General features: G+C 65.0%; 24 protein-coding genes and 1 pseudogene. 10 read left to right on the top strand and 15 right to left on the bottom strand.

Features of this window, described 5'->3' with window-relative positions; genetic code table 11:
• Positions 1-148: 148 nt before the first annotated feature.
• The 4 genes from BSY18_RS17885 to BSY18_RS17870 form a co-directional block, all read right to left on the bottom strand.
• Entirely contained in the window at positions 149-694 is a 546-nt protein-coding gene (locus tag BSY18_RS17885; protein ID WP_054135445.1) for an LptA/OstA family protein, read from the bottom strand.
• Positions 695-759: 65 nt separating this feature from the next.
• Positions 760-1,401: an LPS export ABC transporter periplasmic protein LptC gene (lptC, locus tag BSY18_RS17880; RefSeq protein WP_054135444.1), complete on the bottom strand. Its 642-nt coding sequence runs from the start codon at positions 1,399-1,401 to the stop codon at positions 760-762.
• A 67-nt stretch (positions 1,402-1,468) separates the two neighbouring features.
• Positions 1,469-2,086: a ribonuclease D gene (locus tag BSY18_RS17875; RefSeq protein WP_054135443.1), complete on the bottom strand. Its 618-nt coding sequence runs from the start codon at positions 2,084-2,086 to the stop codon at positions 1,469-1,471.
• Positions 2,083-2,898 carry a TerC family protein gene (locus BSY18_RS17870; protein ID WP_054135449.1) on the bottom strand — a complete coding sequence of 272 codons (816 nt, stop codon included), beginning with the start codon at positions 2,896-2,898 and terminating at the stop codon, positions 2,083-2,085. Before BSY18_RS17870 ends, BSY18_RS17875 begins: the two co-directional genes overlap by 4 nt.
• Positions 2,899-3,380: 482 nt before the next feature.
• On the opposite strand from BSY18_RS17870, the gene BSY18_RS21585 reads away from it, so the two are divergent.
• The gene (locus BSY18_RS21585; RefSeq protein WP_069051390.1) at positions 3,381-4,145 is read left to right on the top strand and encodes a cold-shock protein; all 765 of its coding nucleotides are present in this window, start codon (positions 3,381-3,383) and stop codon (positions 4,143-4,145) included.
• Positions 4,146-4,270: 125 nt separating this feature from the next.
• Here BSY18_RS21585 and BSY18_RS17860 read toward each other — a convergent pair whose 3' ends face one another.
• Positions 4,271-4,768 (bottom strand): PadR family transcriptional regulator, encoded by a 498-nt coding sequence (locus BSY18_RS17860; protein WP_054135441.1) that lies wholly within the window; start codon positions 4,766-4,768, stop codon positions 4,271-4,273.
• Between the two features lie 103 nt (positions 4,769-4,871).
• On the opposite strand from BSY18_RS17860, the gene BSY18_RS17855 reads away from it, so the two are divergent.
• The 3 genes from BSY18_RS17855 to BSY18_RS17845 all read left to right on the top strand — a co-directional run bounded on the left by BSY18_RS17855 (position 4,872) and on the right by BSY18_RS17845 (position 8,068).
• A complete protein-coding gene (locus tag BSY18_RS17855; protein ID WP_069051389.1) occupies positions 4,872-5,999 on the top strand; it encodes a S41 family peptidase in 1,128 nt (375 codons plus the stop codon).
• A gap of 132 nt (positions 6,000-6,131) precedes the next feature.
• A complete protein-coding gene (locus tag BSY18_RS17850; RefSeq protein ID WP_150126326.1) occupies positions 6,132-7,316 on the top strand; it encodes an acyl-CoA dehydrogenase family protein in 1,185 nt (394 codons plus the stop codon).
• Positions 7,313-8,068, top strand: coding sequence for an SDR family NAD(P)-dependent oxidoreductase (locus BSY18_RS17845; RefSeq protein WP_069051388.1), 756 nt, complete (start codon positions 7,313-7,315; stop codon positions 8,066-8,068). Before BSY18_RS17850 ends, BSY18_RS17845 begins: the two co-directional genes overlap by 4 nt.
• 10 nt (positions 8,069-8,078) lie before the next feature.
• Here BSY18_RS17845 and BSY18_RS17840 read toward each other — a convergent pair whose 3' ends face one another.
• The gene (locus BSY18_RS17840; RefSeq protein WP_069051387.1) at positions 8,079-8,462 is read right to left on the bottom strand and encodes a VOC family protein; all 384 of its coding nucleotides are present in this window, start codon (positions 8,460-8,462) and stop codon (positions 8,079-8,081) included.
• A gap of 121 nt (positions 8,463-8,583) precedes the next feature.
• Here BSY18_RS17840 and ung point away from each other — a divergent pair, with 121 nt between their 5' ends.
• A complete protein-coding gene (gene ung / locus BSY18_RS17835; protein ID WP_069051386.1) occupies positions 8,584-9,291 on the top strand; it encodes a uracil-DNA glycosylase in 708 nt (235 codons plus the stop codon).
• 11 nt (positions 9,292-9,302) lie between these two features.
• Here ung and BSY18_RS17830 read toward each other — a convergent pair whose 3' ends face one another.
• A complete protein-coding gene (locus BSY18_RS17830; RefSeq protein WP_069051385.1) occupies positions 9,303-10,658 on the bottom strand; it encodes an MFS transporter in 1,356 nt (451 codons plus the stop codon).
• 180 nt (positions 10,659-10,838) lie between these two features.
• Here BSY18_RS17830 and BSY18_RS17825 point away from each other — a divergent pair, with 180 nt between their 5' ends.
• Genes BSY18_RS17825 through BSY18_RS17815 form a run of 3 tightly spaced genes read left to right on the top strand, consistent with a single transcriptional unit; the run spans position 10,839 to position 15,329 of the window.
• A complete protein-coding gene (locus BSY18_RS17825) occupies positions 10,839-13,319 on the top strand; it encodes a TonB-dependent receptor (RefSeq protein ID WP_069051384.1) in 2,481 nt (826 codons plus the stop codon).
• 8 nt (positions 13,320-13,327) lie between these two features.
• Positions 13,328-14,464 carry a glycoside hydrolase family 68 protein gene (locus BSY18_RS17820; protein ID WP_069051383.1) on the top strand — a complete coding sequence of 379 codons (1,137 nt, stop codon included), beginning with the start codon at positions 13,328-13,330 and terminating at the stop codon, positions 14,462-14,464.
• A complete protein-coding gene (locus tag BSY18_RS17815) occupies positions 14,454-15,329 on the top strand; it encodes an ROK family protein (protein WP_069051382.1) in 876 nt (291 codons plus the stop codon). Before BSY18_RS17820 ends, BSY18_RS17815 begins: the two co-directional genes overlap by 11 nt.
• A 6-nt stretch (positions 15,330-15,335) precedes the next feature.
• Here the strand turns inward: BSY18_RS17815 and yghU are convergent, their stop codons facing one another.
• The 8 genes from yghU to BSY18_RS17775 all read right to left on the bottom strand — a co-directional run bounded on the left by yghU (position 15,336) and on the right by BSY18_RS17775 (position 20,400).
• The gene (gene yghU / locus BSY18_RS17810) at positions 15,336-16,223 is read right to left on the bottom strand and encodes a glutathione-dependent disulfide-bond oxidoreductase (protein ID WP_069051381.1); all 888 of its coding nucleotides are present in this window, start codon (positions 16,221-16,223) and stop codon (positions 15,336-15,338) included.
• A gap of 154 nt (positions 16,224-16,377) precedes the next feature.
• A complete protein-coding gene (locus BSY18_RS17805; protein WP_054135431.1) occupies positions 16,378-16,599 on the bottom strand; it encodes a hypothetical protein in 222 nt (73 codons plus the stop codon).
• A gap of 305 nt (positions 16,600-16,904) precedes the next feature.
• On the bottom strand, positions 16,905-17,357 hold the full coding sequence (locus BSY18_RS17800) for an SRPBCC domain-containing protein (protein ID WP_069051380.1): 453 nt from the start codon (positions 17,355-17,357) through the stop codon (positions 16,905-16,907).
• Positions 17,358-17,382: 25 nt separating this feature from the next.
• On the bottom strand, positions 17,383-18,036 hold the full coding sequence (locus tag BSY18_RS17795) for a glutathione S-transferase family protein (protein WP_216094738.1): 654 nt from the start codon (positions 18,034-18,036) through the stop codon (positions 17,383-17,385).
• A gap of 2 nt (positions 18,037-18,038) precedes the next feature.
• Positions 18,039-18,830: a VOC family protein gene (locus tag BSY18_RS17790; RefSeq protein WP_069051378.1), complete on the bottom strand. Its 792-nt coding sequence runs from the start codon at positions 18,828-18,830 to the stop codon at positions 18,039-18,041.
• Positions 18,831-18,842: 12 nt separating this feature from the next.
• The gene (locus BSY18_RS17785) at positions 18,843-19,226 is read right to left on the bottom strand and encodes a DUF1428 domain-containing protein (protein WP_069051377.1); all 384 of its coding nucleotides are present in this window, start codon (positions 19,224-19,226) and stop codon (positions 18,843-18,845) included.
• Positions 19,223-19,912, bottom strand: a complete 690-nt coding sequence (locus BSY18_RS17780; protein ID WP_069051376.1) for a glutathione S-transferase family protein — start codon at positions 19,910-19,912, stop codon at positions 19,223-19,225. Before BSY18_RS17780 ends, BSY18_RS17785 begins: the two co-directional genes overlap by 4 nt.
• 2 nt (positions 19,913-19,914) lie before the next feature.
• Entirely contained in the window at positions 19,915-20,400 is a 486-nt protein-coding gene (locus BSY18_RS17775; protein ID WP_069051375.1) for a VOC family protein, read from the bottom strand.
• Positions 20,401-20,523: 123 nt separating this feature from the next.
• Here BSY18_RS17775 and BSY18_RS17770 point away from each other — a divergent pair, with 123 nt between their 5' ends.
• Both BSY18_RS17770 and BSY18_RS17765 read left to right on the top strand, forming a co-directional pair.
• Positions 20,524-21,192, top strand: coding sequence for a winged helix-turn-helix transcriptional regulator (locus tag BSY18_RS17770; RefSeq protein ID WP_236823399.1), 669 nt, complete (start codon positions 20,524-20,526; stop codon positions 21,190-21,192).
• A gap of 75 nt (positions 21,193-21,267) precedes the next feature.
• Positions 21,268-22,287 (top strand): annotated as a pseudogene (locus BSY18_RS17765) (YifB family Mg chelatase-like AAA ATPase); the annotation flags it as partial.

Raw genomic sequence — 22,287 nt, 5'->3', positions numbered from 1 at the left:
CGGGGAGGGGGACCGCTGACCGAAGGTCAGTGGTGGAGGGGAAGCGGGATGGCACGGCATCTATAGGCTGGGCTCGAACTGGCCGCCCCTCCACCACCCGCTGCGCGGGCGGTCCCCCTCCCCCAGCAAGCTGTGGGAGGATTTACGATCAATCCCGTTTGGGCACCGAGAACGTGCCCGAGACGCGGCCGCCTGCAGAGCCCGTCTGGCCCGGAGCGCCGCCGGCCGAGCGGCCGTCAACAGTCGAGCGGCCGGTGGTCAGGTCGATTACCATCCGCCCGCCGTTGAGCGTGTTGCCGCCCTGGCGGAGCGCGACATTGCCGATCAGCGTGATGATCCGTTTGTTGAAATCATAGATGCCGACATTGCCGCTGGCGCGTTCTTCGCCCTTGGTGACAACCACGCCGCCATTGGCGTCGATCCGCTCGATCTCGATGCTGCCCGCGTTGCGATAGGCCACGGTCATCCGCGCCGCCTGCAGGCGAAGACCTGCCTGGGTGATATCGACATTGCCCGACAGCAGCACGCGATTGGCGCGGTCCTGCAGTTCGATGCGATCGGCAGCATAATCGACCGGCGCGTTGCTGTTGTGGTTCATCAGCGACTGCGCAGTGACGCTGCCGGGCACCAGCGCCAGCGCGGCGAGGCAAAACGCACCGGCAGCCGCACCTGGCAACCGGCGACGGGCCAGCATCGAAACCCTGGCTGAAAACCGCTTGGTCAATCCTGTATCTCCGCTCGTCACTCGATTTTGGTTCGTCACCGGGGCAATCCGCCCTGAGTCATCCGCAGCCGTGCGCGGCCTTCGAGCGTGACCGTGCGATTGGCAAGATCGGCCTTTAGCCGGTCGGCGCGGAAAGTGCCAGCGGGCAAGCGACCCGTCACCTCGCCGCGGCTGACCATGCTGCGCTTGGGCAGATCGATGTCCACATCGCGGGTGACCATGCGATAGCCATTGGCGGAGCTGAACTGCACCGGGCCGATGATCGACACCTGTTCGCTGTCCATGTTGTAGGTCCCCTGCCCGGCCTCGAGCACGCCCGGGCCTTCGGTCAGCAGGATGCGCGCGGCCAGATCGCTCATCTCCACCACCGGATTGCGCGAGGTCTTCTGCACCGCGGAGCCCGCCTGCAGCGAAAAGGGCCGTCCTTCGCTGTCCTGCCCGCGATACAGCGCCTGCGTCACCCGCATGCGTTCGCGCGCGATATCGACCTGGTTCTTGTCGAGCAGGAAGCTGACCTCTGTGTTGCGCAGCAGCGGCGCAAGCGCCAGGAACGCCACCAGCACGCCGATCGCCGAGGGCAGGATGATGCCCAGCAACCGCACCATCCGGTCATGGCTGCTGCCGGGGGTCGCAAACAGCTGGCGGCGGCTGCGCATGATATCAGCGCGTTCGGTCATGTCGCCTTAGGGGCCTTTCGGTGTCGCGCCGGTTACGCGGTCGGAGGGGGTGTTGCCCCGCGATATATTAAGCGTGCGCGAAAATATCAATTTCCGGCCAGCCCGCCAGATCGAGCTGCGCGCGCGCGGGCAGGAAATCGAAACAGGCCTGCGCGATCTCGCGGCGTCCCTCGCGCACCAGCCGTGCGTCCATCGCGGTGTGCAGCGCATGCAGGAAGCGCACGTCGCTGGCCGCATAATCGCGCTGCGCATCGTTGATCTCGGGCGCGCCCCAGTCGCTCGACTGCTGCACCTTGCTGAGCTCCTTGCCCAGCACCTCGCGCACCAGTTCCTTCAGGCCATGCCGGTCAGTATAGGTACGGATCAGCCGCGATGCGATTTTGGTGCAGAACACCGGCGCTGCCATCACGCCCAGATAATGCTGGATCGCCGCCAGATCGAACCGGGCAAAATGATAGAGCTTGAGCCGCTCGGGATCGGCGAGCACGGCGCGAAGATTTGGCGCGGCATAATCGCTGCCGGGCATGAAGCGCACCAGATGCTCGTCGCCTCTGCCATCGGAGATCTGCACCAGGCACAAACGGTCGCGCGGCGTCACCAGGCCCATGGTTTCGGTATCCACCGCCACAGGGCCGGGGGCCAGCACATCGGCAGGCAGATCGCTTTCATGGAAATATACGGTCATGCACTCTCGCCGTTGGTAGCTGCCGGCGAAATGCCGCGTCGTTTCTCGCGCCCGTTGCGGGCCCAGATGTTGAGGGATTCGACCATCGCAGAAAAAGCCATGGCGGCATAGATATATCCCTTGGGCACATGGACGCCGAAGCCATCGGCGATCAGCACAGAGCCGATCATCAGCAGGAAGCCCAGCGCCAGCATCACCACCGTGGGGTTGCGATTGATGAAATTGGCCAGCGGATCGGCAGCGACCAGCATGACGAGAACGGTGATGATCACCGCGGCCATCATGATCGGAACATGGTCGGTCATGCCGACTGCGGTCAGGATCGAATCGATCGAGAACACCATGTCGAGCGCGATGATCTGGACGATGGCCGCGCCAAAGCCGAGCGCGGCCTTGCCCTTTTTGTCCAGCGCCTCGCCCGAAGGGTCGTCATCGACGCTGTGGTGGATTTCCTTGGTCGCCTTCCACACCAGGAAGAGACCGCCTGCGATCAGGATCAGGTCGCGCCACGAGAACTGTGTCTCGAAGGTCGGTTCGCCATATTCGCCCAGCGGGCCCGAAATGCCGAGGTCGAACACCGGCGTGGTCAGCGACACGATGAACGCGATCATCGACAGCAGCGCGAGCCGCATGATCAGCGCAAGGCCGATGCCGATCCGCCGCGCAAGCTGCCGCTGATGCTCGGGCAGCTTGTTCGAGAGGATCGAGATGAAGATCAGGTTGTCGATGCCAAGCACGACCTCCAGGATCACAAGGGTGACAAGTGCAGCCCATGCTGCGGGGTCGCTCAACAGCGGAATGATGCTATCCATCGGCCCCAATTGCCGCAGCGCCAGAGGCATGGCAAGGCCCGGAAACGCTGGCGCGCGCGAATTTTGCTGCCGTTCGTCGCACCGCCTGTGCGGTCGCTGGTCGCCACTGCCTGCCGGACCGCCGCAATTGCGCGGCAACGCCTTGGCCAGCCCCATTTATTATTCGCCATGCCGCCGGATTTGCGTTAAGAGAATCACCTTGGAAGTACGCGATTGCCGCGCATGTTTTGCCGTGTGTCACGCAACATCTGTGTGCTATCCACAGGTTTTTGATCGGTTGATGTCAGTTCGATTGTCGAAAGGTCGCTGGCGGATGCTGATGAAGGTTAAGGTAAGCTAAGGTTTTTGGTGCGTATTTGTGGCGGATTGATCCATGCTGAAAGGGTCCGCACGAAGAGTTCCATCAGTTGAGCGACAGGGTTCACGTCCGCCTTGTTCTTGAGCACATGATCCAGGACGACATTGAAAGTGAATAATTCGGCATGAGTTTTGACAGGGGTCGGCGCGGCAGGGGCCGGGACAAACGCGACAGATTTGGCGAGGATGATTTCGACGCATTTTCGCCTCCGCCTGCATATGGTGATCGTGACCGCTTCGGCGGCGGCGGTGGCGGCGGCGGATATGGCGCTCCTGCAGGTGGTGGCGGCTTCGGTGCCCCGCGCGGTCCGGGCGGCGGTGCCGGCGGCGGCGCTCCGCGCAGCGGCGGCTTTGGCGGCATGCCCACCCAGGTGGTGGGCGAAGCCAAGGGCAAGGTCAAATTCTTCAACGCGCAAAAGGGCTTCGGCTTCATCCAGCGTGACGATGGCGGCGAAGACGTGTTCGTCCACATCAGCGCGGTGGAACGTGCGGGTCTTTCCAACCTCGCCGAAGGCCAGGGCCTGGAATTCACGCTTGTTGATCGCGGCGGCAAGGTGTCTGCCAGCGACCTCAAGGTCGATGGCGAACTAATCCCCGTATCCGATAGCGGCGGCGGCGGTGACCGCGGCGAGCGTGCACCGCGCGGCGAAGCGCCCCGCCGGGAACTCACTGGCGAGCGTGCGACCGGAACCGTCAAGTTCTTCAACTCCATGAAGGGCTTCGGCTTCATCACCCGCGACGACGGCCAGCCCGATGCGTTCGTTCACATCAGCGCGGTCGAACGCGCCGGCATGAATGGCCTCAACCAGGGAGACCGCCTCGAGTTCGACCTTGAAGTCGACCGTCGCGGCAAGCACTCCGCCGTCAATCTGGTCGCGCACCACGATTGATCGGGCGCTCGGCCTGCAAGGGCCGGGATGCGAGACATGGAACCCCGCCTGCGCTTATCGCGCGGCGGGGTTTTTTGTTTTTTCTGCCAGTGGCAGGCACCAACAGCGGGCGGGAAATCGCAGGGCTATCTGACGACGAAGTCCAGCATCGCGAGCCACATTGCCCTGGCCTTCAGCCATGACTGGTGAATCTGGACCATCACCGGCTCGCCTTCGAAGGCAGGCCGTTGCGCGAATTCCGCGGACAGTATCCTGACCTGGTCCAGAAACTCGCGGCGCTGTTCTGGTGATACGAGATGCAGATGGCCCAGGCGGGTGCGCAGCGGATCGAACCCCATGCCGGCGGCACTTTGCGCATCGAGCAGCCATTCTTCCAGCGCAACACGCCCCGCCGGAGTGATCTGGTAATCGAGCCGCTGGCGCTTGCCCGCCGCTGCCGCGCTCGGCTCGAGCAGACCGCGCGCCGCCAGCCGCTTGATCAGCGGATAGACCGCGCCGGCCGACCCCGACCAGTATTCCGAAGGCGAGCGGGCGAAGACCTGCGCGATTGCATATGAGGTGGCAGACCCACGGCTGGCGATTTCCGCCAGCGCTGCGCCTTCCAGGTTGGTCAAAATTCCCATCCGCATTCTCCTGCACCTTCTTGACCACACAGGCCGGTTATGTCAACATATTACGAATCGTAATATACGGAGCACCAGAATGCGATCTTTGCTTGCCGTCGTCATGACTGTCGCTGCCTGCGCGCACGGCCTCGCCGCCCAGCCCGCAGGGGCACCCTCGCAGGCCGCCGTCGCCGATGTCGATCAACGCGCGCTGGCGCGGGATCTGGCAAAGCGGCTGGAATCGGATTTCGTCTATCCCGAACAGGCCGCCCGCTATGCCGAAACGCTCCGCGCCAATGCGGATCGCGGGGCCTATGATGCGCTTGCAGGTGCAGAGCTTGCCAAGCGCTTGTCCGATGACCTGCAGAGCGTAGCCGAAGACGGCCATTTGCGCGTGATGTTCGAGGGAATAGGCGGTGGCCCGCAGATTGTGATCAGGCGCGCGCCCGATGCTGCAGGTTCTGCGCCAACCGGCCAGACCACCGGCCAGACCACCGGCCAACCGGTGATGATGCGCATGCCGCGACCGCCGGCGATCGAACACGCCGGCTGGATCGCACCCGGTATCGCGTTCGTCCGTTTCAACGGCTTCCCCGGCGGCGACGAGGCGACCGAGGCGGCACGGGCTTTCATGGCAACACATGCCGACGCCAAGGCCATCATCTTCGATCTGCGGATGCACCGCGGCGGCGGGCTGGACGAGATGGATGCCGTCTTCCCATGGCTCTTTGCAAAGCCGACGCACCTCGTGACGATGGCGACCCGCAAGTCCGTCGATGAGGCCGGTGGCTCACCGATTGCGGGCGTCGCATCGTTGCGCACTGTTTCGGGCGACCCTGCATTCGTCACGCGCGAACATTGGGTGGTTCCAGGCCCCGACCAGCGGCTGGCCCAGACACCGGTGTTTGTTCTGACATCGGGGTTCAGCGCTTCGGCCGCAGAGCATTTCGTGCTCGCGCTCAAGCAGACCAAGCGGGCCACGATCATAGGCCAGGCCACCGCCGGGGCGAACCACTTCGGCGGTGACCAGGATCTGGGCGGCGGTTTCACCGCGTTCATTCCGGTAGGCCGCACCTATGATCCCGAAACCGGAAAGGACTGGGAAGGCGCCGGCATTGCGCCTGATATCGAAACCGCCCCGGAAGACGCGCTGACCAAGGCACTCACGCTTTCGGGGGTCGCCGCCAACGAGGCGGCGCAGCTCTCCGCCAGAGTGGCCCCGCAGATGCCGATGATCAGGCGGCGATGAAAGCGGGCCGACCGGCTGGCATTCCGGTCGATACACGCTGCCCACGCGCGCCGATGGCAATTTAACCAGTTGATTAAACCGTCGGCTTCATTACCCGGTTCAGGCACACGCATGCAACCGGGAGCCACATCCATGTCCCATCTGTCCGCCGCCGAAGTCGATGCCATTGCCGCGAAGGTCGAGCGGTTCGTCCGCGAAGTGATCGCGCCGTATGAACACGATCCCAGGTGCGGGGCGCATGGTCCGTCGGAGGAGCTGGTGCTCGAAATGCGTGGCCTCGCGCGCGACGCTGGGGTGATGACGCCGCACATCCTGCCCGATGGGCGTCACCTCACCCAGGCGCAGACCGCGATCGTGCTGCAGAAATCGGGGCTCTCGCCATTGGGCCCGGTCGCCTGCAACACCGCCGCGCCCGACGAGGGCAACATGTACCTGCTCGGCAAGATGGCGAGCGACGAGCAGAAGGCGCGGTTCCTGAACCAGCTGGTCTCGGGCGAATCGCGCTCGGCATTCTTCATGACCGAACCAGCGGACGAAGGCGGCGCAGGCTCCGACCCGTCGATGATGCAGACCACCGCAAAGCTCGACGGCAACCACTGGGTGATCAACGGGCGCAAGGCGTTCATCACCGGAGCCGAAGGCGCCAAGGTCGGCATCGTCATGGCGAAGTCCGAGGACGGCGCGTGCATGTTCCTGGTCGACCTGCCCGATCCGGCGATCCGCATCGAACGCGTGCTCGACACCATCGACAATTCGATGCCCGGCGGCCATGCCGTGATCGCGATCGACAATCTGCGCGTCCCCGCCGACCAGATGCTGGGCAACAGCGGCGAGGGGTTCAAATATGCGCAGGTGCGCCTCTCCCCCGCCCGCCTCTCGCACTGCATGCGCTGGTATGGGGCCTGTGCGCGCGCGCATGAAATCGCCAGCGATTATGCCTGCCGCCGCCACGCCTTCGGCAAGCCGCTGGTCGATCACGAGGGCGTCGGCTTCATGCTGGCCGAGAACCTCATAGATCTCAAACAGGCCGAACTGATGATCGCCTGGTGCGCGGGCGTGCTCGATACCGGCGAGCTCGGTACCGTCGAAAGCTCGATGACCAAGGTCGCAGTGTCCGAAGCGCTGATGCGCGTGGCCGATCGCTGCGTGCAGGTGATGGGCGGCAAGGGCGTCAGCGGCGATACCATCGTCGAGCAGGTTTTCCGCGAGATCCGCGCCTTCCGCATCTATGACGGCCCGACCGAAGTGCACAAATGGTCGCTCGCCAAGAAGATCAAGCGCGACCACAAGCACGCCAATGAGGGAGCCACCGCATGACCCTGACCGCAGATCTCTCCTGCCAGCGCATCCTGGTCACCGGCGCATCGAGCGAGGGCTTCGGCGCACATTTCGCCCGCGTGCTCGCCCGGTGCGGCGCGCATGTCGTCGTTGCCGCGCGCAGGCTCGAGGCGCTCGAGGCTTTGGTTGCCGAGATCACCGAAGCTGGCGGCAGCGCGAGCGCGGTGCGGATGGATGTCGCCGATCTTGGCTCGGTGCGCGAAGGGATCGCAGCGGCAGGCGCGATCACCACCTGCATCAACAACGCGGGCGTCGCGGTGACCAAGCGCGCGCTTGACCAGACCGAGGCCGATTACGACTTCGTGATGGACACCAACCTGAAAGGCGCGTGGAACGTCGCCACGGAAGCCGCGAAGGTGATGCGCGATTCAGGCGGCGGCAACATCATCAACACCGCATCGATCACCGGCTTCCAGACCGCAGCGGGCACAGGACCCTATGCGATGTCCAAGGCGGGCGTGCTACACATGACGCGGCAGCTGGCGATGGAGCTCGCGCGCTTCAACATCCGCGTCAACGCCATCGCGCCGGGCTATTTCCTCACCGACATCAACCGCGACCAGCTGGCTGGCGACGCGGGTGAACCCCTGCGCAAGCGCATCGCGATGCGGCGTTACGGCGAGCTGCCGGATCTCGATGGCCCGCTGCTGCTTCTGGTGTCTGACGCCAGCCGGTTCATGACCGGCAGCATCCTCACCGTCGATGGCGGGCATCTGGTGGGATCGCTTTAGCGCTGCCGCCTTAGCATTGGGTGAGGCTCAGCACATTGCCGTCTGGGTCGTTGAACCAGGCGACCTTGGCGACGCCGTCGGGCGCGGTCCAGATGCCCAGCGCATCCTGGCCGAAGCCCTCGTAGATCGTCGGGGTCACACCGCGCTCGATCAGCGCCTGCATGGTCGCAGCGATGTCATCCACCATCCACCCCAAAGCGGGATGGGGTGCGGGCTGATAATCCTGCAACTCGGTAATACGCAGCACCGCGCCCGGCAGATCGAACACCGCGGCAAAGCCATCGTCCGCCACGAATGGCAGGCCAAGGACATCACGATAGAAAGGCTCGCTCGCCGCGCGGCTGGCGGTGTTGATGAAGGTGACGGGCTTGGCACTGGACAGCGGCATGGTCATGACCCCCTCATATGGTGTGGTGACGCGACTCGTATTGCTTTGGCCAAGGTTATCATCGCACCGGGTCAAAATCCATGCAGCGGCTTGACCGGGCGTGGCCGGGGCGGGCATCAGGCACCCCATGACCACCCCTGCCCCCGTAGTTCCGCAGATCCATCCCGCCTGGCGCGACGCGCTGGCCGACGAATTTGCCGCGCCCTATATGGCCGAGCTGAAAGCCTTCCTGCTCGAGCGCAAGGCGGCAGGCGCCAGGATCTTTCCGCCAGGCAGCCAGTGGTTTCGCGCGCTCGACCTGACCCCGCCTGACAGCGTTCGCGTGGTCATTCTGGGGCAGGATCCGTATCACGGCCCTGGACAGGCGCATGGGCTATGCTTCAGCGTCCAGCCAGGGGTGCGGCCGCCGCCTTCTTTGATCAACATCTACAAGGAGCTGGAGCGTGACCTTGCGATCATGCCCCCCGCGCACGGGTTTCTGGAGCCCTGGGCGCGCCAGGGCGTGCTGTTGCTCAACGCGGTGCTGACGGTGGAAATGGGCGAGGCAGGCTCGCATCAGGGACGCGGCTGGGAGCGCTTCACCGATGCGGTGATCGCGCGCGTCAATGCGCAGCAGCAGCCTGTGGTGTTCCTGCTGTGGGGCAGCCACGCGCAGAAAAAGGCTGGGAATGTCGATGCGCGGCATCTGGTGCTGAAAGCCCCGCACCCCTCGCCTCTATCTGCGCATCGCGGCTTTCTGGGCTGCGGTCATTTCGGCAAGGCCAACGCGTTTCTGGAAGCAGCCGGGCGCAACCCGATCGACTGGCAGCTACCGCACCAGCCCGTGCCCAGCTAAAGCGCTCGCGATCAGGCCGCGGTGCGCACCCGAAGCGTCGCGACCGCGCCGCACAGCATCAGCACGCCCGCCAGCAGGATGGCGTTGCGCGGATCGGACCCCAGCAGCGGCGCATAGATCAGCGGCATGGTCATCGTCTCGATCAGCATCGGCACCACGATGAACATGTTGAAGATGCCCATGTACACGCCGGTCCGCTCGGGCGGGATGCAATCGGCCAGCATCACATAGGTGTTGCCCATCATCCCGGCCCAGCCCAGGCCGATGCCGATCATCGGCACGAACATCGCGGCGCGGCTGTCGAGCATCGGCAGCGACATCATCGCGATTCCCGACGCGACGAGGCACGCTGCGTGCACCGGCTTGGCGCCCAGCCGCCGGACGACAGGGATCAGCGCCAGCGCGCCGATAAAGGCGACGGCGTTATAGGCCACGCCCATCTGCTGCGCGGTGAGCGAGGCGGAGATGAAATCCGCATTCGCGCCGGCCGTTCCGCGCTCGTCCCCCGGAAACAGCGTGCGCGACACTGAGAGCGAGATGAACTGCCAGTAGACGAACATCGCATACCATTGGCACAGCATCGCCCAGGCCAGCTGGCGCATCGGCCGGGGCATGGCGATGAAGGCATCGCGGATCTCTGCCAGGGCGGCGCCCGCCCCCAAAGGCTTGGCGGCCATCTCGGCGAGCTCCGCCTCGGTCAGCTTGAGTTCGGGCACGCGCACTACTGACCAGACGATGGTGGAAATCGACAGGATCGCGCCGAACACGAAGGCGATCCGGACGATCACCGGAATGCCGTTGATGTCGACGAGGTTCTGGCTGATGCCGAACCCGACCAGCAGGCTGGGGGTGGCATAGGACAGGCACTGGGCGAGGCCCGTAAACGCGCTCTGGATCAGAAAGCCCGCGGGCCGCTGCCCCGGTTCGAGCCGGTCGGCGATATAGGCGCGATAAGGCTCCATGGTGATATTGTTGCCCGCATCGAGCAGCCACAGCAGGCTCGCGGCCATCCACAATGCGCTCGAATAGGGCATCAGGAACAGGCACAGCGAACAGATCACCGCACCGATCAGAAAATACGGCGTACGCCGCCCCAGCCTGGAATTGGTGCGATCGGACAGCGCGCCGACGATCGGCTGGATCAGCAGCCCGGTCATCGGTCCTGCCAGCCACAGCAGCGGCATGGTCGCCTCGTCAGCGCCCAGAAAGGTGTAGATCGGCGTCATGTTGGCCTGTTGCAGGCCGAAGCTGAACTGCAGCCCGAAAAAGCCGAGGTTCATCTCGACGATCCGCGGCAGCGACAGCCGAGGCGCCCGGAAGGGTGCAGCGTCATGGCTGGCGGATGGTGCTTGCACGGCGCTGGTCATGACGTGGTCCTCGATCCTGGGGGCGTCTTTGCCTTGCGCCTTGGGCGTTATGCTAATAGGCGCGCTGGCACTTTGGCAAGCTTTTTTGCAATCGTTTGCAACTAACTGTTGCAAACGATTGCAGGTGTGCATAGCATAGGTAGCTGCAGCCGGAGTACCGGCCAGTTCAGGAGAGGTATCATGTCGATTTTGAAAGCCCTGCGCGTTCGCAGCGCCTATGCGGCACTGGCCGTTGCCACCGCCACTGCAATCACCCCCACAGCCTTTGCTCAGGACGCTTCGTCAGCCGATGATGCCGATTCGGGTGACGTGATCGTCGTCACTGCGGTGGCGCGCGGCGCCAATGTGCTCGACAGCTCGATCTCGGTGAGCTCGCTCAGCGCCGAGCAGATCGCCACGACTGCACCGCGCAGCGCGGCGGAAATCTTCCGCAACATCCCGGGCATCCGCTCGGAAGCATCGGGCGGCGAAGGCAATGCCAACATCGCGGTGCGCGGTCTGCCGATCGCATCGGGCGGCGCCAAGTTCCTGCAACTGCAGGAAGACGGCCTGCCGATCCTCGAATTTGGCGACATCACCTTCGGCAACTCGGACATCTTCCTGCGCGCCGATCTCAACATCGCGCGTGTCGAGGCGATCCGCGGCGGCAGCGCCTCGACCTTCGCCTCCAACTCGCCCGGCGGCGTGATCAACATGATCTCCAAAACCGGCAAGGACCAGAATGGCGGCACCATCCAGGCGACGCTGGGCCTCGACTATGACGAGAAGCGCTTCGATTTCGATTATGGCGGCAGCCTCGGCCAGGACCTGTATTTCCACATGGGCGGCTTTGTGCGCCAGGGCGAAGGCCCGCGCGACATCGGCTATGACGGCAACCGCGGCGGCCAGATCAAGGCCAACATCACCAAGGAGTTCACCGGCGGCTATGTCCGCGTCTATGCCAAGTATCTGGACGACCGCGCGGTCGGCTATCTGCCCAATCCGGTGCGGGTGACAGGCACCAACGGCAACCCCAATTATTCCAACGTCCCCGGCTTCGACATCAGCTCGGACAGCCTGCACTCGCGCTTCTTCCAGTCGGCGCTGACGCTCGACGGCAACAACCAGCCGCGCCGGTACGACATCACCAACGGCCAGCGCCCCCTGGTCAAGGCATTCGGCTTTGAAGGCGAGTTCGAGATTGCCGATGGCTGGAAGGTCACCAACCGCTTCCGCTTCTCCGATGTCTCGGGCGGCTTCACCTCGCCCTTCCCCGGATCGTTCGATACCGCCGCCAACACCGCGGCTGCCCTTGGCGGCGCGGGCGCGCGGCTGGTGTTCGCCAACGGAACGCAGGCAGGCCAGAACGTCCCCGGCGGCTCGCTGGTCGCCAGCGTGGTGCTGTTCAACACCCGGCTCAACAGCCTCGACAACATCACCAACGATCTGCGCGTGACCGGTGATTTCGATCTGGGCGGCGGCACCGCCACGCTGACCGCGGGCTTCTACAAGTCGCGCCAGGACATCAACACCGACTGGCTGTGGACCTCGCATCTGCTCGAGGTGCGCGGTGGCGGCGATGCGGCGCTGATCGACGTGGTCAACGCCGCTGGCACCCGGCTGTCCGACCGCGGCACGGTGGCCTATGGCGCGAGCTTCTTCGGCGGATGCTGCCGGCGCAGCTATGATCTGCAATATGATACCAACGCGCCGTTCGCATCGCTCTCGCTCGAGTTCGACCGGCTGACGCTCGATGGCAGCATCCGCTATGACTTTGGCGATGCTTCGGGCCGCACCTTCGGCGCGGACCTGGGCGGTGGCCGCGTCGGCACGACCGCGTTCGATTTCAACCGCAATGGCGTGATCAGCGCAGCCGAGGCGCAGACATCGACCATCCCGCTCGGCGCGCCCGCGCTGGTCGATTACAGCTATGACTATTTCAGCTATTCATTCGGCGCGAACTATCGCTTCTCCGACGATCTGGCGGCGTTCGCGCGCTACAGCAAGGGCGGCCGTGCCAACGCCGACCGTCTGCTGTTCAACAACGACAACGTCAACTTCGTCACCGGCGATATCCGCAACGAAGGGATCGCGGTCGACTTCGTCAAGCAGGCCGAAGCCGGGATCAAGTACCGTGCGGGCGGGCTCGCGGTCTATGCCACGGCTTTCTACGCCGAAACCGAGGAAACCAACTTCGAGGCAACCACCCGCCAGACCTTCGACCGCGTGTTCAGGGCCAAGGGTCTCGAGGTCGAGGCATCGTACCGCACCGGTGGCTTCACGATGAGCGCCAGCGGCACCTATACCGATGCCGAGATCAACCGCGACCGCATCAACCCCGCCAACGAAGGCAACACCCCGCGTCGCCAGGCCGATTTCATCTATCAGCTGAGCGGCCAGTACGAACAGGATATGTTCTCGCTCGGCGCCAATCTGGTGGGCACCACCGACAGCTTTGCACAGGACAACAACCTGCTGGTGCTGCCGGGCTTCACGCAGGTGAACGCGTTCGTCGCGGTGCGCCCGATCGAGCGCGTGCAGCTGTCGATCAACGCCAACAACCTGTTCGACACGCGCGGCTTCACTGAGGCCGAGGAAGGTGCGATCCCGGCCAACGGCTTCGTCCGCGCGCGTTCGATCAACGGCCGCACCATCTCCGCCACGCTGCGTTACGACTTCTGACTCAACGCATGACGACCGCCTGGACCGCCGCGCATGTCACCGCCATCGCCGATCAGCCCCTGCCCGCGCCAGGGTTGATCGGCGAGGCCGAGGCGGCGCGGATCCTGCCCGACCTGCTGCTGTGGGACATGTGGCCGCTGCAGCAGGCAGACGGGTCGATGGCGCAGGTCAACGGCGGCACTGTGTGGATGGTGCTGGCTGCACCCGACCGGAGCGATCCGGCGCTGCGCCATTTCGAGGCGAAAATCCGGCTGCTCCACCTGGACTCAGCGGGCTGGCATGATCTGGGCGACCTGCTGCCGCCGGGGCTTGGCGATCACGAGCGCGAATGGTCGGGCTCTGCCGTGCTCGAGGGCGACCGGGTCACGCTGTACTTCACCGCAGCAGGGCTGGCGAAACGCCCCGGCGGCTATCAGCAGCGGCTTGTCGAAACGACCGGCACGCTGCAAAGTGATGGCCGCATCACCGGATGGACCCCGGTACGCGAGATCTTCGCCGCCGATGGCGCGATGTATCTGGTCGCCGACCGGCACGACGGCGCCCCCGGCACGGTCAAGGCCTTCCGCGACCCTGCCTTCTTCATCGATCCGGCCGATGGTGCGCGCTACATCGTGTTCACCGCGACGCTTGCGAGATCGAGCGCCGCATATAACGGTGCGATCGGGCTGGCACGGCAGGATGCCGATGGCGGCTGGCAGCTTCTGCCCCCGATCATGCACGCCGACACGCTGAACAACGAGCTTGAACGCGCCCAGATCGTCGCGCATCAGGGGCTGTATTATGTCTTCTGGTCCACCCAGCGCAGCGTGTTCGCTCCCGATGGCCCCAGCGGCCCCACCGGCTTTTACGGCATGGTGGCAGAGCAGCTTTGCGGCCCCTGGCGCCCGCTCAACGGCACCGGGCTGGTGATCGCGAACCCCGATGCCGAGCCCATGCAGGCGTTCAGCTGGTTCGCCAGCGCCGAACTGCTGGTGTGCAGCTTTGTCGATCACTGGGGCCTGAAGGGCCGCAACCCGGCAGAAAACGCCTTTGTCGCCGCCGAGACCTTTGGCGCGACGCCTGCGCCTATGGTGCGCATCGCGCTCGGCGGCGACACCAGCCGGATCGTCGAAAGCTTTGCCATGGACCAGTTGCATGCCCGCTGACCGGCCGCTGCTGGGCGCGATCGAGGCCGGCGGCACCAAGTTCGTGCTCGGCGTAGGCCATGGGCCCGATGCTGTGATCGACCAGCTGCAGATCGCGACACGCGATCCTGAGACCACGCTTGCCGAAACCAACGCCTTTTTCGAACGGCATGCAGGCCTGGCCGCGATCGGCATCGGCTCGTTCGGGCCGCTGGAGCGCGATTGCCGCTCGCCGCAATGGGGCCATATCCTCGCCACGCCGAAGCCGGGCTGGAGCGGGTTCGACCTTGCCGGAACCGTGGCGCGCGCCACTGGCGTTCCGATCGCATTCGATACCGATGTCAACGCCGCCGCGCTGGCCGAAGCACGGCTGGGCGCAGCGCGCGATACCGGGGTGAGCGTCTATGTCACCGTCGGCACCGGAATCGGCGGCGGTGTGATCGCCGATGGGCAGATCGTCGGCGGAACGGGCCATCCCGAGCTTGGCCATATGCGCCCACGGCGCAATGCCGACGACCATGGGTTTGACGGGATATGCCCGTTTCATGGCGACTGCCTGGAAGGGCTGGCGAGCGGCCCTGCGATTCTGGCGCGCTGGGGCGAGACTCTGTCGCACCTTCCACCCGATCATACCGCGCAAGGCGTCATCGCGGGCTACCTCGCCGAGATGTGCAACACGCTGCGCGCCGCGCTCGCGCCCGATGCTATCGTGCTGGGCGGCGGAGTGATGGCAACGCCCGCGCTGTTCGAGCGCGTGGTGGCCGCTGCGCATGCCAGCGACGGCGGCTATTTTGCGCTGCCGGCAGCCGAGGTGATCCGCCGCCCTGCCCTGGCCCCGACATCGGGGCTGGCAGGCGCATTTCTGCTGGCGGCGGATCTCTTGTAAGCGAATTCAGTCGGTTTCAGCGGGAGCAAGCTTGTCCTGCGTCCGCAGTTCGAAGTCGCTGGCATCGTGCCGTTCACGCAGCTGCTCGCTCAGATCATCGCCCCATGTCCGGTTGACGATCTTGCCGCGCTTCACCGCGGGCCGCTCGCCGATCTGGTCGGCCCAGCGCAGCAGATGCGGATAGTCCTGCGCCTGCAGGAACTCGGCCGCGTTGTACACCGCGCCGCTCGCCACGCCGCCATACCAGGGCCAGATGGCGATATCCGCGATCGAATACTCGCTGCCCGCCAGATACTCGTTATCCGCCAGATGCCGGTTGAGCACGTCGAGCTGGCGCTTGGTTTCCATGGTGAAGCGATCGATGCAATATTCGATCTTGATCGGCGCATAGGCATAGAAATGGCCGAAGCCGCCGCCGAGATACGGCGCGCTGCCCATCTGCCAGAACAGCCAGTTCAGCGCCTCGGTCCGCCTGGCCGGGTCGGTGGGCAGCAACGCACCGAACTTTTCCGCAAGATACAGCAGGATCGATCCCGATTCGAACAGCCGGACGGGTTCGGGCGCGCTGTGGTCCATCAGCGCGGGGATCTTGCTGTTGGGGTTGATCGCGACGAAATCGCTGCCGAACTGGTCGCCGCTGCGGATATCGATCATCCACGCATCATATTCGGCGCCCGAATGGCCCGCTGCGAGCAGCTCCTCGAGCATCACCGTGACCTTGACGCCGTTGGGCGTCGCCATCGAATAGAGCTGCAGCGGATGCTTGCCGACCGGCAGCGTCTTGTCGTGAGTCGCGCCCGCGATCGGCCGGTTGATGTTGGCAAAGGCGCCGCCATTGTCCTTGTCCCAGGTCCACACGGCAGGCGGGGTATAGTCGGCAGGGAAATTGGTCATGGGCTGGGCTCCGCAGCTGAGAGTGAGCGAGGAAGTGAGTCCCGACCCATATCAGCCCGGATCGGCCCGCAATCAACCGGAGCGCAACAAAAAAGGGCGACCATTGCTGGCCGCCCTTTTCCGAATCAGTACCTGATCTCTTCCGAAGAAGGGCTCAGGGGCTGTTGGGCTCATCATCATCAGCGATGATGATGATGCCGCCGATCACGGCGGCAGCGGCCACGACACCAATGATGATGCCGGTGCTGCCCTCTGCGTCGCTCTCTTCGCTCGAAGCGCTGACGCGGGCTGCGGAAGTCGCAGCCTGTGCCAGAACCGGAGCGCCGACCATCGTGGTCAGAGCAAGCGCAGCCAGTGCGGTCTTTGCAAGTTTCATAAATAGTCCCTTCAGACGTGCTGCTAGCAATCGCCGTATTCCACAGGATGTTAGCAAATGCAACATGCGTTGAGCGCAATTTGGACCAATTTCATCGCTCTTTTCAGGCGCTTCCCCGCAAGCCAGGGGCACGGAATTCCGCAATTTACGGCATTTGTAACCGTATTGCAGGGCCCATATCACGGCATCAATCGCCACAGGGCAAGCGCCACGTGCGATTCGCGCAGCGCGAATCACCCGTATCGCGCAAGTGGACCGGAAGTGACCCGGTTGACGGGCATCATGGCCTCCTCTCACCGCGAGGTCTAGACCGACGCTTCCGCAAGCGCCGCAAGCTGGTGCGCGACCGCCGACCAGCCTGGCTCGAACCCCATGTCGCGGTGACGCTCCATCGCTTCCTTGGTCCAGTGCTGCGCGCTGGCGGTATAGCGGGTGCCCTCGCCTTCGGGGGCAATCGCGATGGTGCCGACCATGAAGGCCTCCTGCGGCACCCATCCTGCGCGGAAGGCATCGGTGAAAACGAATCGCACCTGCGGAACAACCTCCAGAAACACCCCTTCACTTTCATGCCGCTCGCCATCCGGGCCGTGAATGATCGTCGCCATGCGGCCGCCCGATCGCCAGTCATATTCGACGACCTCGGTTCGCCAGGGAACCGGGCACCACCACTCTTCCAGCCTCTGCGTGATGATGTCCCACACTGTTGCGGGCGGCGCGGCGATGAAACGGGTAACGCTGAGGGCGTGAGCATCGGTCATGAACGGGTTTCTCCAGCAGAAAGGCTCAGTCGCGCTCGGGCGCACCGGGCGGAAACAGCGGTCGATACGGCCGCGCTTCGTCCACCGCGCGGGCAAACGAGGGCCGCGCCAGCAGCCGCGCCCGATAGGCATGCAGCGCCTGCAGCCCGGCGGGGATCGGGTGCGACCAGTCAGCATAGAACAGGGCCGGCGCCGCGCCGCAATCGGCAAGGGTAAAGGCATCACCGGCAGCCCAGACCCGGTCCTGCATTCTGGCGTCGAGCCAGCGATATATTTCATCGAGCATCGCCCTGGCATCGGCCAGCCCGGCAGGATCGCGGGCATCGGCAGCGCGCATCGCATCGGAGACAACCTTCTGCTGCGGGGTCATGACATAATTGTCGAAGATGCGGTCCATCATCCGCACCTGCAGCGCCGCAGCCGGATCGGCGGGGATCAGCGGGGTGGTGCCGGGGTGGGCGATGCCGAGATATTCGATGATCGTGCTCGCTTCCATCACGACGCGATCGCCCTCGCGCAGCAACGGGAACTTGCCCAGCGGCCAGAGCGCAGCCAGCGCAGCACCATTGTCGGGATGGTCCGGGCCGAGCATCCGCAAGGTGAATGGCGTCGCGTTCTCGTAAAGGGCCACCAGCACCTTCTGGCAATAGGACGAGAACGGGTGCGCAAAAAGCTCGATGGTCACGCTGCGGTCGCCTGGTTGCGCTGCCCCACGAGCGAGAAGGGCGCACCTTGCGGATCGATCCCGGTGATGATGAAATCGCCGCCGGGCACTTCCGATGGGCCGAAAAGCACGTGCCCTCCTTTCGCGCTGGCGGTCGCCGCAGCAGCGTCGATATCGGCGACCCGGAAGTAACAGGACCAGCAGGCGAAAGGCATTTCGGGTGGCTTGGTCATCATCGCGCCGATGACGCTGCCGTGGCGGATGAATTCATACGACCCCATTGCGCCCATATCCATCTCGCCGTCCTTCACCCAGCCAAAGGTCTGCGTGTAGAACGCCATCGCGCCCGCCTGATCGGTGGTGGCGAGCTCGTTCCACGCGCAATGGCCGACGCGCGGCATGTCTGCGGCGAAGGCCTGGCTGGTTTCGCCCGATGTGTCCTGCATGATGTAGAACACGACGCCCTGAGGATCGGCGACCAGCGCGAAGCGCCCGGTGCCGGGAATGTCCTGCGGGCCCATGTGCAACGCGCCGCCCGCTGCCGTGATCGCGTCGATCGCCGCGTCGATGTCGTCGACCGCGATGTAACCGAGCCAGCCGGGCTGCGCTCCGCCCTGCTGCATTGCGGGCGTCAGCGCCAGAAAGCCGCCAATCTGCTCGCTGCCGGCGGAAAAGACGCGGTAGTCCATATCGGGCTGGCTCGATGGTGCGAAGGTCCACCCCAGAAGCGCGCCGTAAAAGGCGCTCGCCCCCTCGATGTCGGGGGTCATCAGCTCGTACCAGACGAACTCTCCATGCGGATTGGTCATGGCTGGGCTCCTTCAGGCGGTCATGTCGACGACGGGGACGAAACCGCCGAAGATCAGGCGCTTGCCATCGAACGGCATCGGGTTCTTGGCCGGGTCCATGCGCGGGTCGGTCTTGGCGGGATCGGTCATCATCTCGGTCATCCGCGCCATGGCAGCGTCGCGCGTCGCCTTGTCGGGCCATTCGATCCAGCTGAACAGCACGCTCTCGTCGCTCTCGGCCTTTACCGCACGGCGGAAATCGGTGGTGTGACCGTCTGGAACATCGTCACCCCAGCATTCGACCACGCGCAGTGCGCCCAGCTCGATAAACACCGCATCGCCCATGCGCGCGTGCGCGATGAACGCATCGCGGTTAGCGGTGGGGCAAGCGATCACAAAGCCATCGATATAGGTCATGGGGTCTCTCCGTGCTGTGTTGGCGATGGGGGTCCTTCGCCGAAGGCGGCCAATTGCGCTGCGAGCGCGCGGCCAAAGGCGGGGCGCGCTGTGGCGCGCGCCAGATAGGCGGCGAGCACCGGGCGATCGGTCAGCAGGTCGGTATCCTGCGCCTCGCGCAGCACCGTCACCATCGCGATATCGGCGATACTGAACTGGCCCGTCAGCCATTCTCGGTCCCCCAAAGCAGCGGCCAGCCTGTCGAGCCGACCGCCGATAAACGCCATCAGCGATGGTCGGCGCAGCTCGGCCCAAGGCTCACCTGCGGCGAACAGGGTGACAGTGCCGAGCTCGAACATCATCGGCTCGACGCTGTTGAAGGCCGCAAACAGCCAGGACAGGGTATCGGCGCGCAGCTGCGGATCGACCGGCAGCAGATCGGGGTGCCTCTCTCCCAGATGCAGCAGGATCGCACCCGATTCGAACAGCCGGATGCCTGCGTCGTCGATCACCGGCACCTGCCCCCATGGCTGGTCACGAAAATGCTCGGCGGGCCGTTTGACCGCGCTGATCAGCCGTTCGGCATAAGCGAGGCCGATCTCCTCGCACGCCCAGCGGGGGCGCAGATCGCGGACGAAACCGCGCGCGAAATCGGGCACCCAGTCGAACGCGGTGATCACCAGGCTGGCTTGCGGATCGACAGCCACGATCAGGCCTCCCGTCCTTCGGCCGCCGCTTCGATCGCGGCGATGTCGATCTTGACCATCGCCGACATCGCTGCGAACGCGCGTGCGGCCCGGCCGGGGTCAGGATCGGCCAGCAGCTGCATCATCCGCCTGGGCACGATCTGCCAGCGCACGCCCCAGCGGTCGCGGCACCAACTGCAGGCGATCTCCGCCCCGCCGTCTGCAATCATGGCTGCCCAGATGCGGTCTGTTTCAGCCTGGTCGTCGGTATAGATCTGGAACGAAATTGCGTCGGTGTGCGGGTTGCCGGGGCCACCGTTGAGCGCGACAAAGCCCTGCCCCGCCAAGGTGAACTCGACCAGCAGCACCGCTCCCTCGGCGGTCGAGGGATTGTCCGCCGGTGCATGCACGATCCGGTCGATGCGGCTGTCCGGCACCACCGCCACATAATGCCGCGCCGCAAGCTCAGACACTCCATCGAACCACAGACACGGTGCAATCTTGCTCATCGGTTCATCCTCTCGCAGCCCGCCGCTTGCTGTGCGACTCGGGCCTGTTGTTGCCGAGTGTCGCCAGCCATGTTATCAAAAGCAACTGTTTAGTTATTATTTATAACTTCGAAGGAGCATTTTTTGGCCAGACGGCTGTACGACGATGCCTGTGGAACGGCGCATGGGCTTGAATTGATTGGAGAACGCTGGGCCCTGCTGGTGATGCGCGAACTGATGCTCGGCCCGCGACGGTTCAGCGAACTGCGCGCAGACCTGCCCGGGATCAGCGCCAATGTGCTGACCCAGCGGCTCGAGGGGCTTGAAGGCAAATTGCTGGTCGCCCGCCGCCGCCTGCCGCCGCCGGCCTCCGCACAGGTCTATGAACTGACCCCATGGGGCTATGAGGCCGAGCCGCTGGTCCAGATGCTGGGCCGCTGGGCGGCGCGATCGCCCTGGCACGATCCGACGCTGCCGATCAGCGGGGTGTCGATCATGCTCTCGTTCCGCACGATGCTGGACAGTGCCCGCGTCGGCGATCTCGACCTGCGCGTCGGCTTCGTCTTCGGCGACATGGCCTATGTCGGCCACCTGACCGCGCGCGGGATCGCGATTGCGCGCGGCGAGCCCGAGGGGTGCGACATCATCTTTGCCGGAACCCCCCATGCGCTGGCCGGCGCGGTCTATGGCGGGGTGCCGCTTGAGGCGCTGGCTGAGCAGGGGCTGCTGACCGCGCAGGGCGACCCCGCATTGATCGCGCGCTTCTGCACGCTGTTTCCGCTGCCCGAGCGGGTGCAATTGCCTCCAGAATGACGCAAACTCGCGAATTGCCCTCGACTCATCGCGGCGGACGCGTCAGTCTCTGCGCGGAACAAACAGGGGGCAGGGATGGTCGCCATCGTCCAGACCGTTGCGTATCTGGGGCTCGAGGCGCGCAGCGTCGAGGCGCAGGTGCAGATTTCGCCCGGCGTGCAAAAGGGCATCGCTGTGGTCGGCCTGCCCGACAAGGCGGTGGGCGAAAGCCGCGAACGGGTGCGCGCGGCGATCGCCTCGCTGGGTCTGTCGCTTCCGCCCAAGCGCATCACCGTCAACCTCTCGCCGGCTGATCTTCCCAAGGAAGGTTCGCATTACGACCTGCCGATCGCGCTGGCGCTGCTCGCGGCGATGGGGATCATCGATGCCGAACTGGCGAGCGAATATGTCGCGGTGGGCGAACTCGCGCTCGACGGGCGGATCGCCGCCTCGCCCGGCGTGTTGCTCGCAGCCTTGCATGCGTCAGCGACCGGAAGAGGGCTGATCTGCCCGGCTGCGCAGGGGGCGGAGGCCGCCTGGGCGGGCGGCATCGATGTCATTGCCGCACCCGATCTGCTCACTTTGCTCAACCATCTGAAGGGCAATGGACGATTGAGCCCGCCCCGGCCCGGCATCGCCGAGGAGCCGGTGCGCGGCGCCGATCTCAAGCAGGTCAAGGGCCAGGAGACCGCCAAGCGTGCGCTCGAGATCGCGGCTGCCGGGGGGCACAACATGGTGATGACCGGGCCGCCGGGCGCGGGCAAGTCGCTGATAGCTTCGTGCCTTCCCGGCATCCTGCCGCCACTGACGCCGGAGGAGGCGCTCGAAGTCTCGATGGTGGCGAGCGTCGCGGGCACGCTCACCGATGGCCGGATCAGCCGCGCGCGTCCGTTCCGCGCACCCCATCACAGCGCCTCGATGGCCGCGCTCGTCGGCGGCGGATTGAAAGTGCGCCCGGGCGAGGTCAGCATGGCGCATCTGGGCGTGCTGTTCCTCGACGAGCTGCCCGAATTCCAGCGCACTGTGCTCGATTCACTGCGCCAGCCGCTCGAGACCGGCGAGGTCAGCGTTGCGCGCGCCAATGCGCATGTCACCTTCCCGGCGCGGGTCAAGCTT

Origin of the sequence: Blastomonas sp. RAC04 (genome assembly GCF_001713435.1) — a bacterium.
In the GTDB taxonomy this organism is placed as follows: Bacteria; Pseudomonadota; Alphaproteobacteria; order Sphingomonadales; family Sphingomonadaceae; genus Blastomonas; species Blastomonas fulva.
This window is presented reverse-complemented; position numbering and strand designations above follow the sequence as displayed.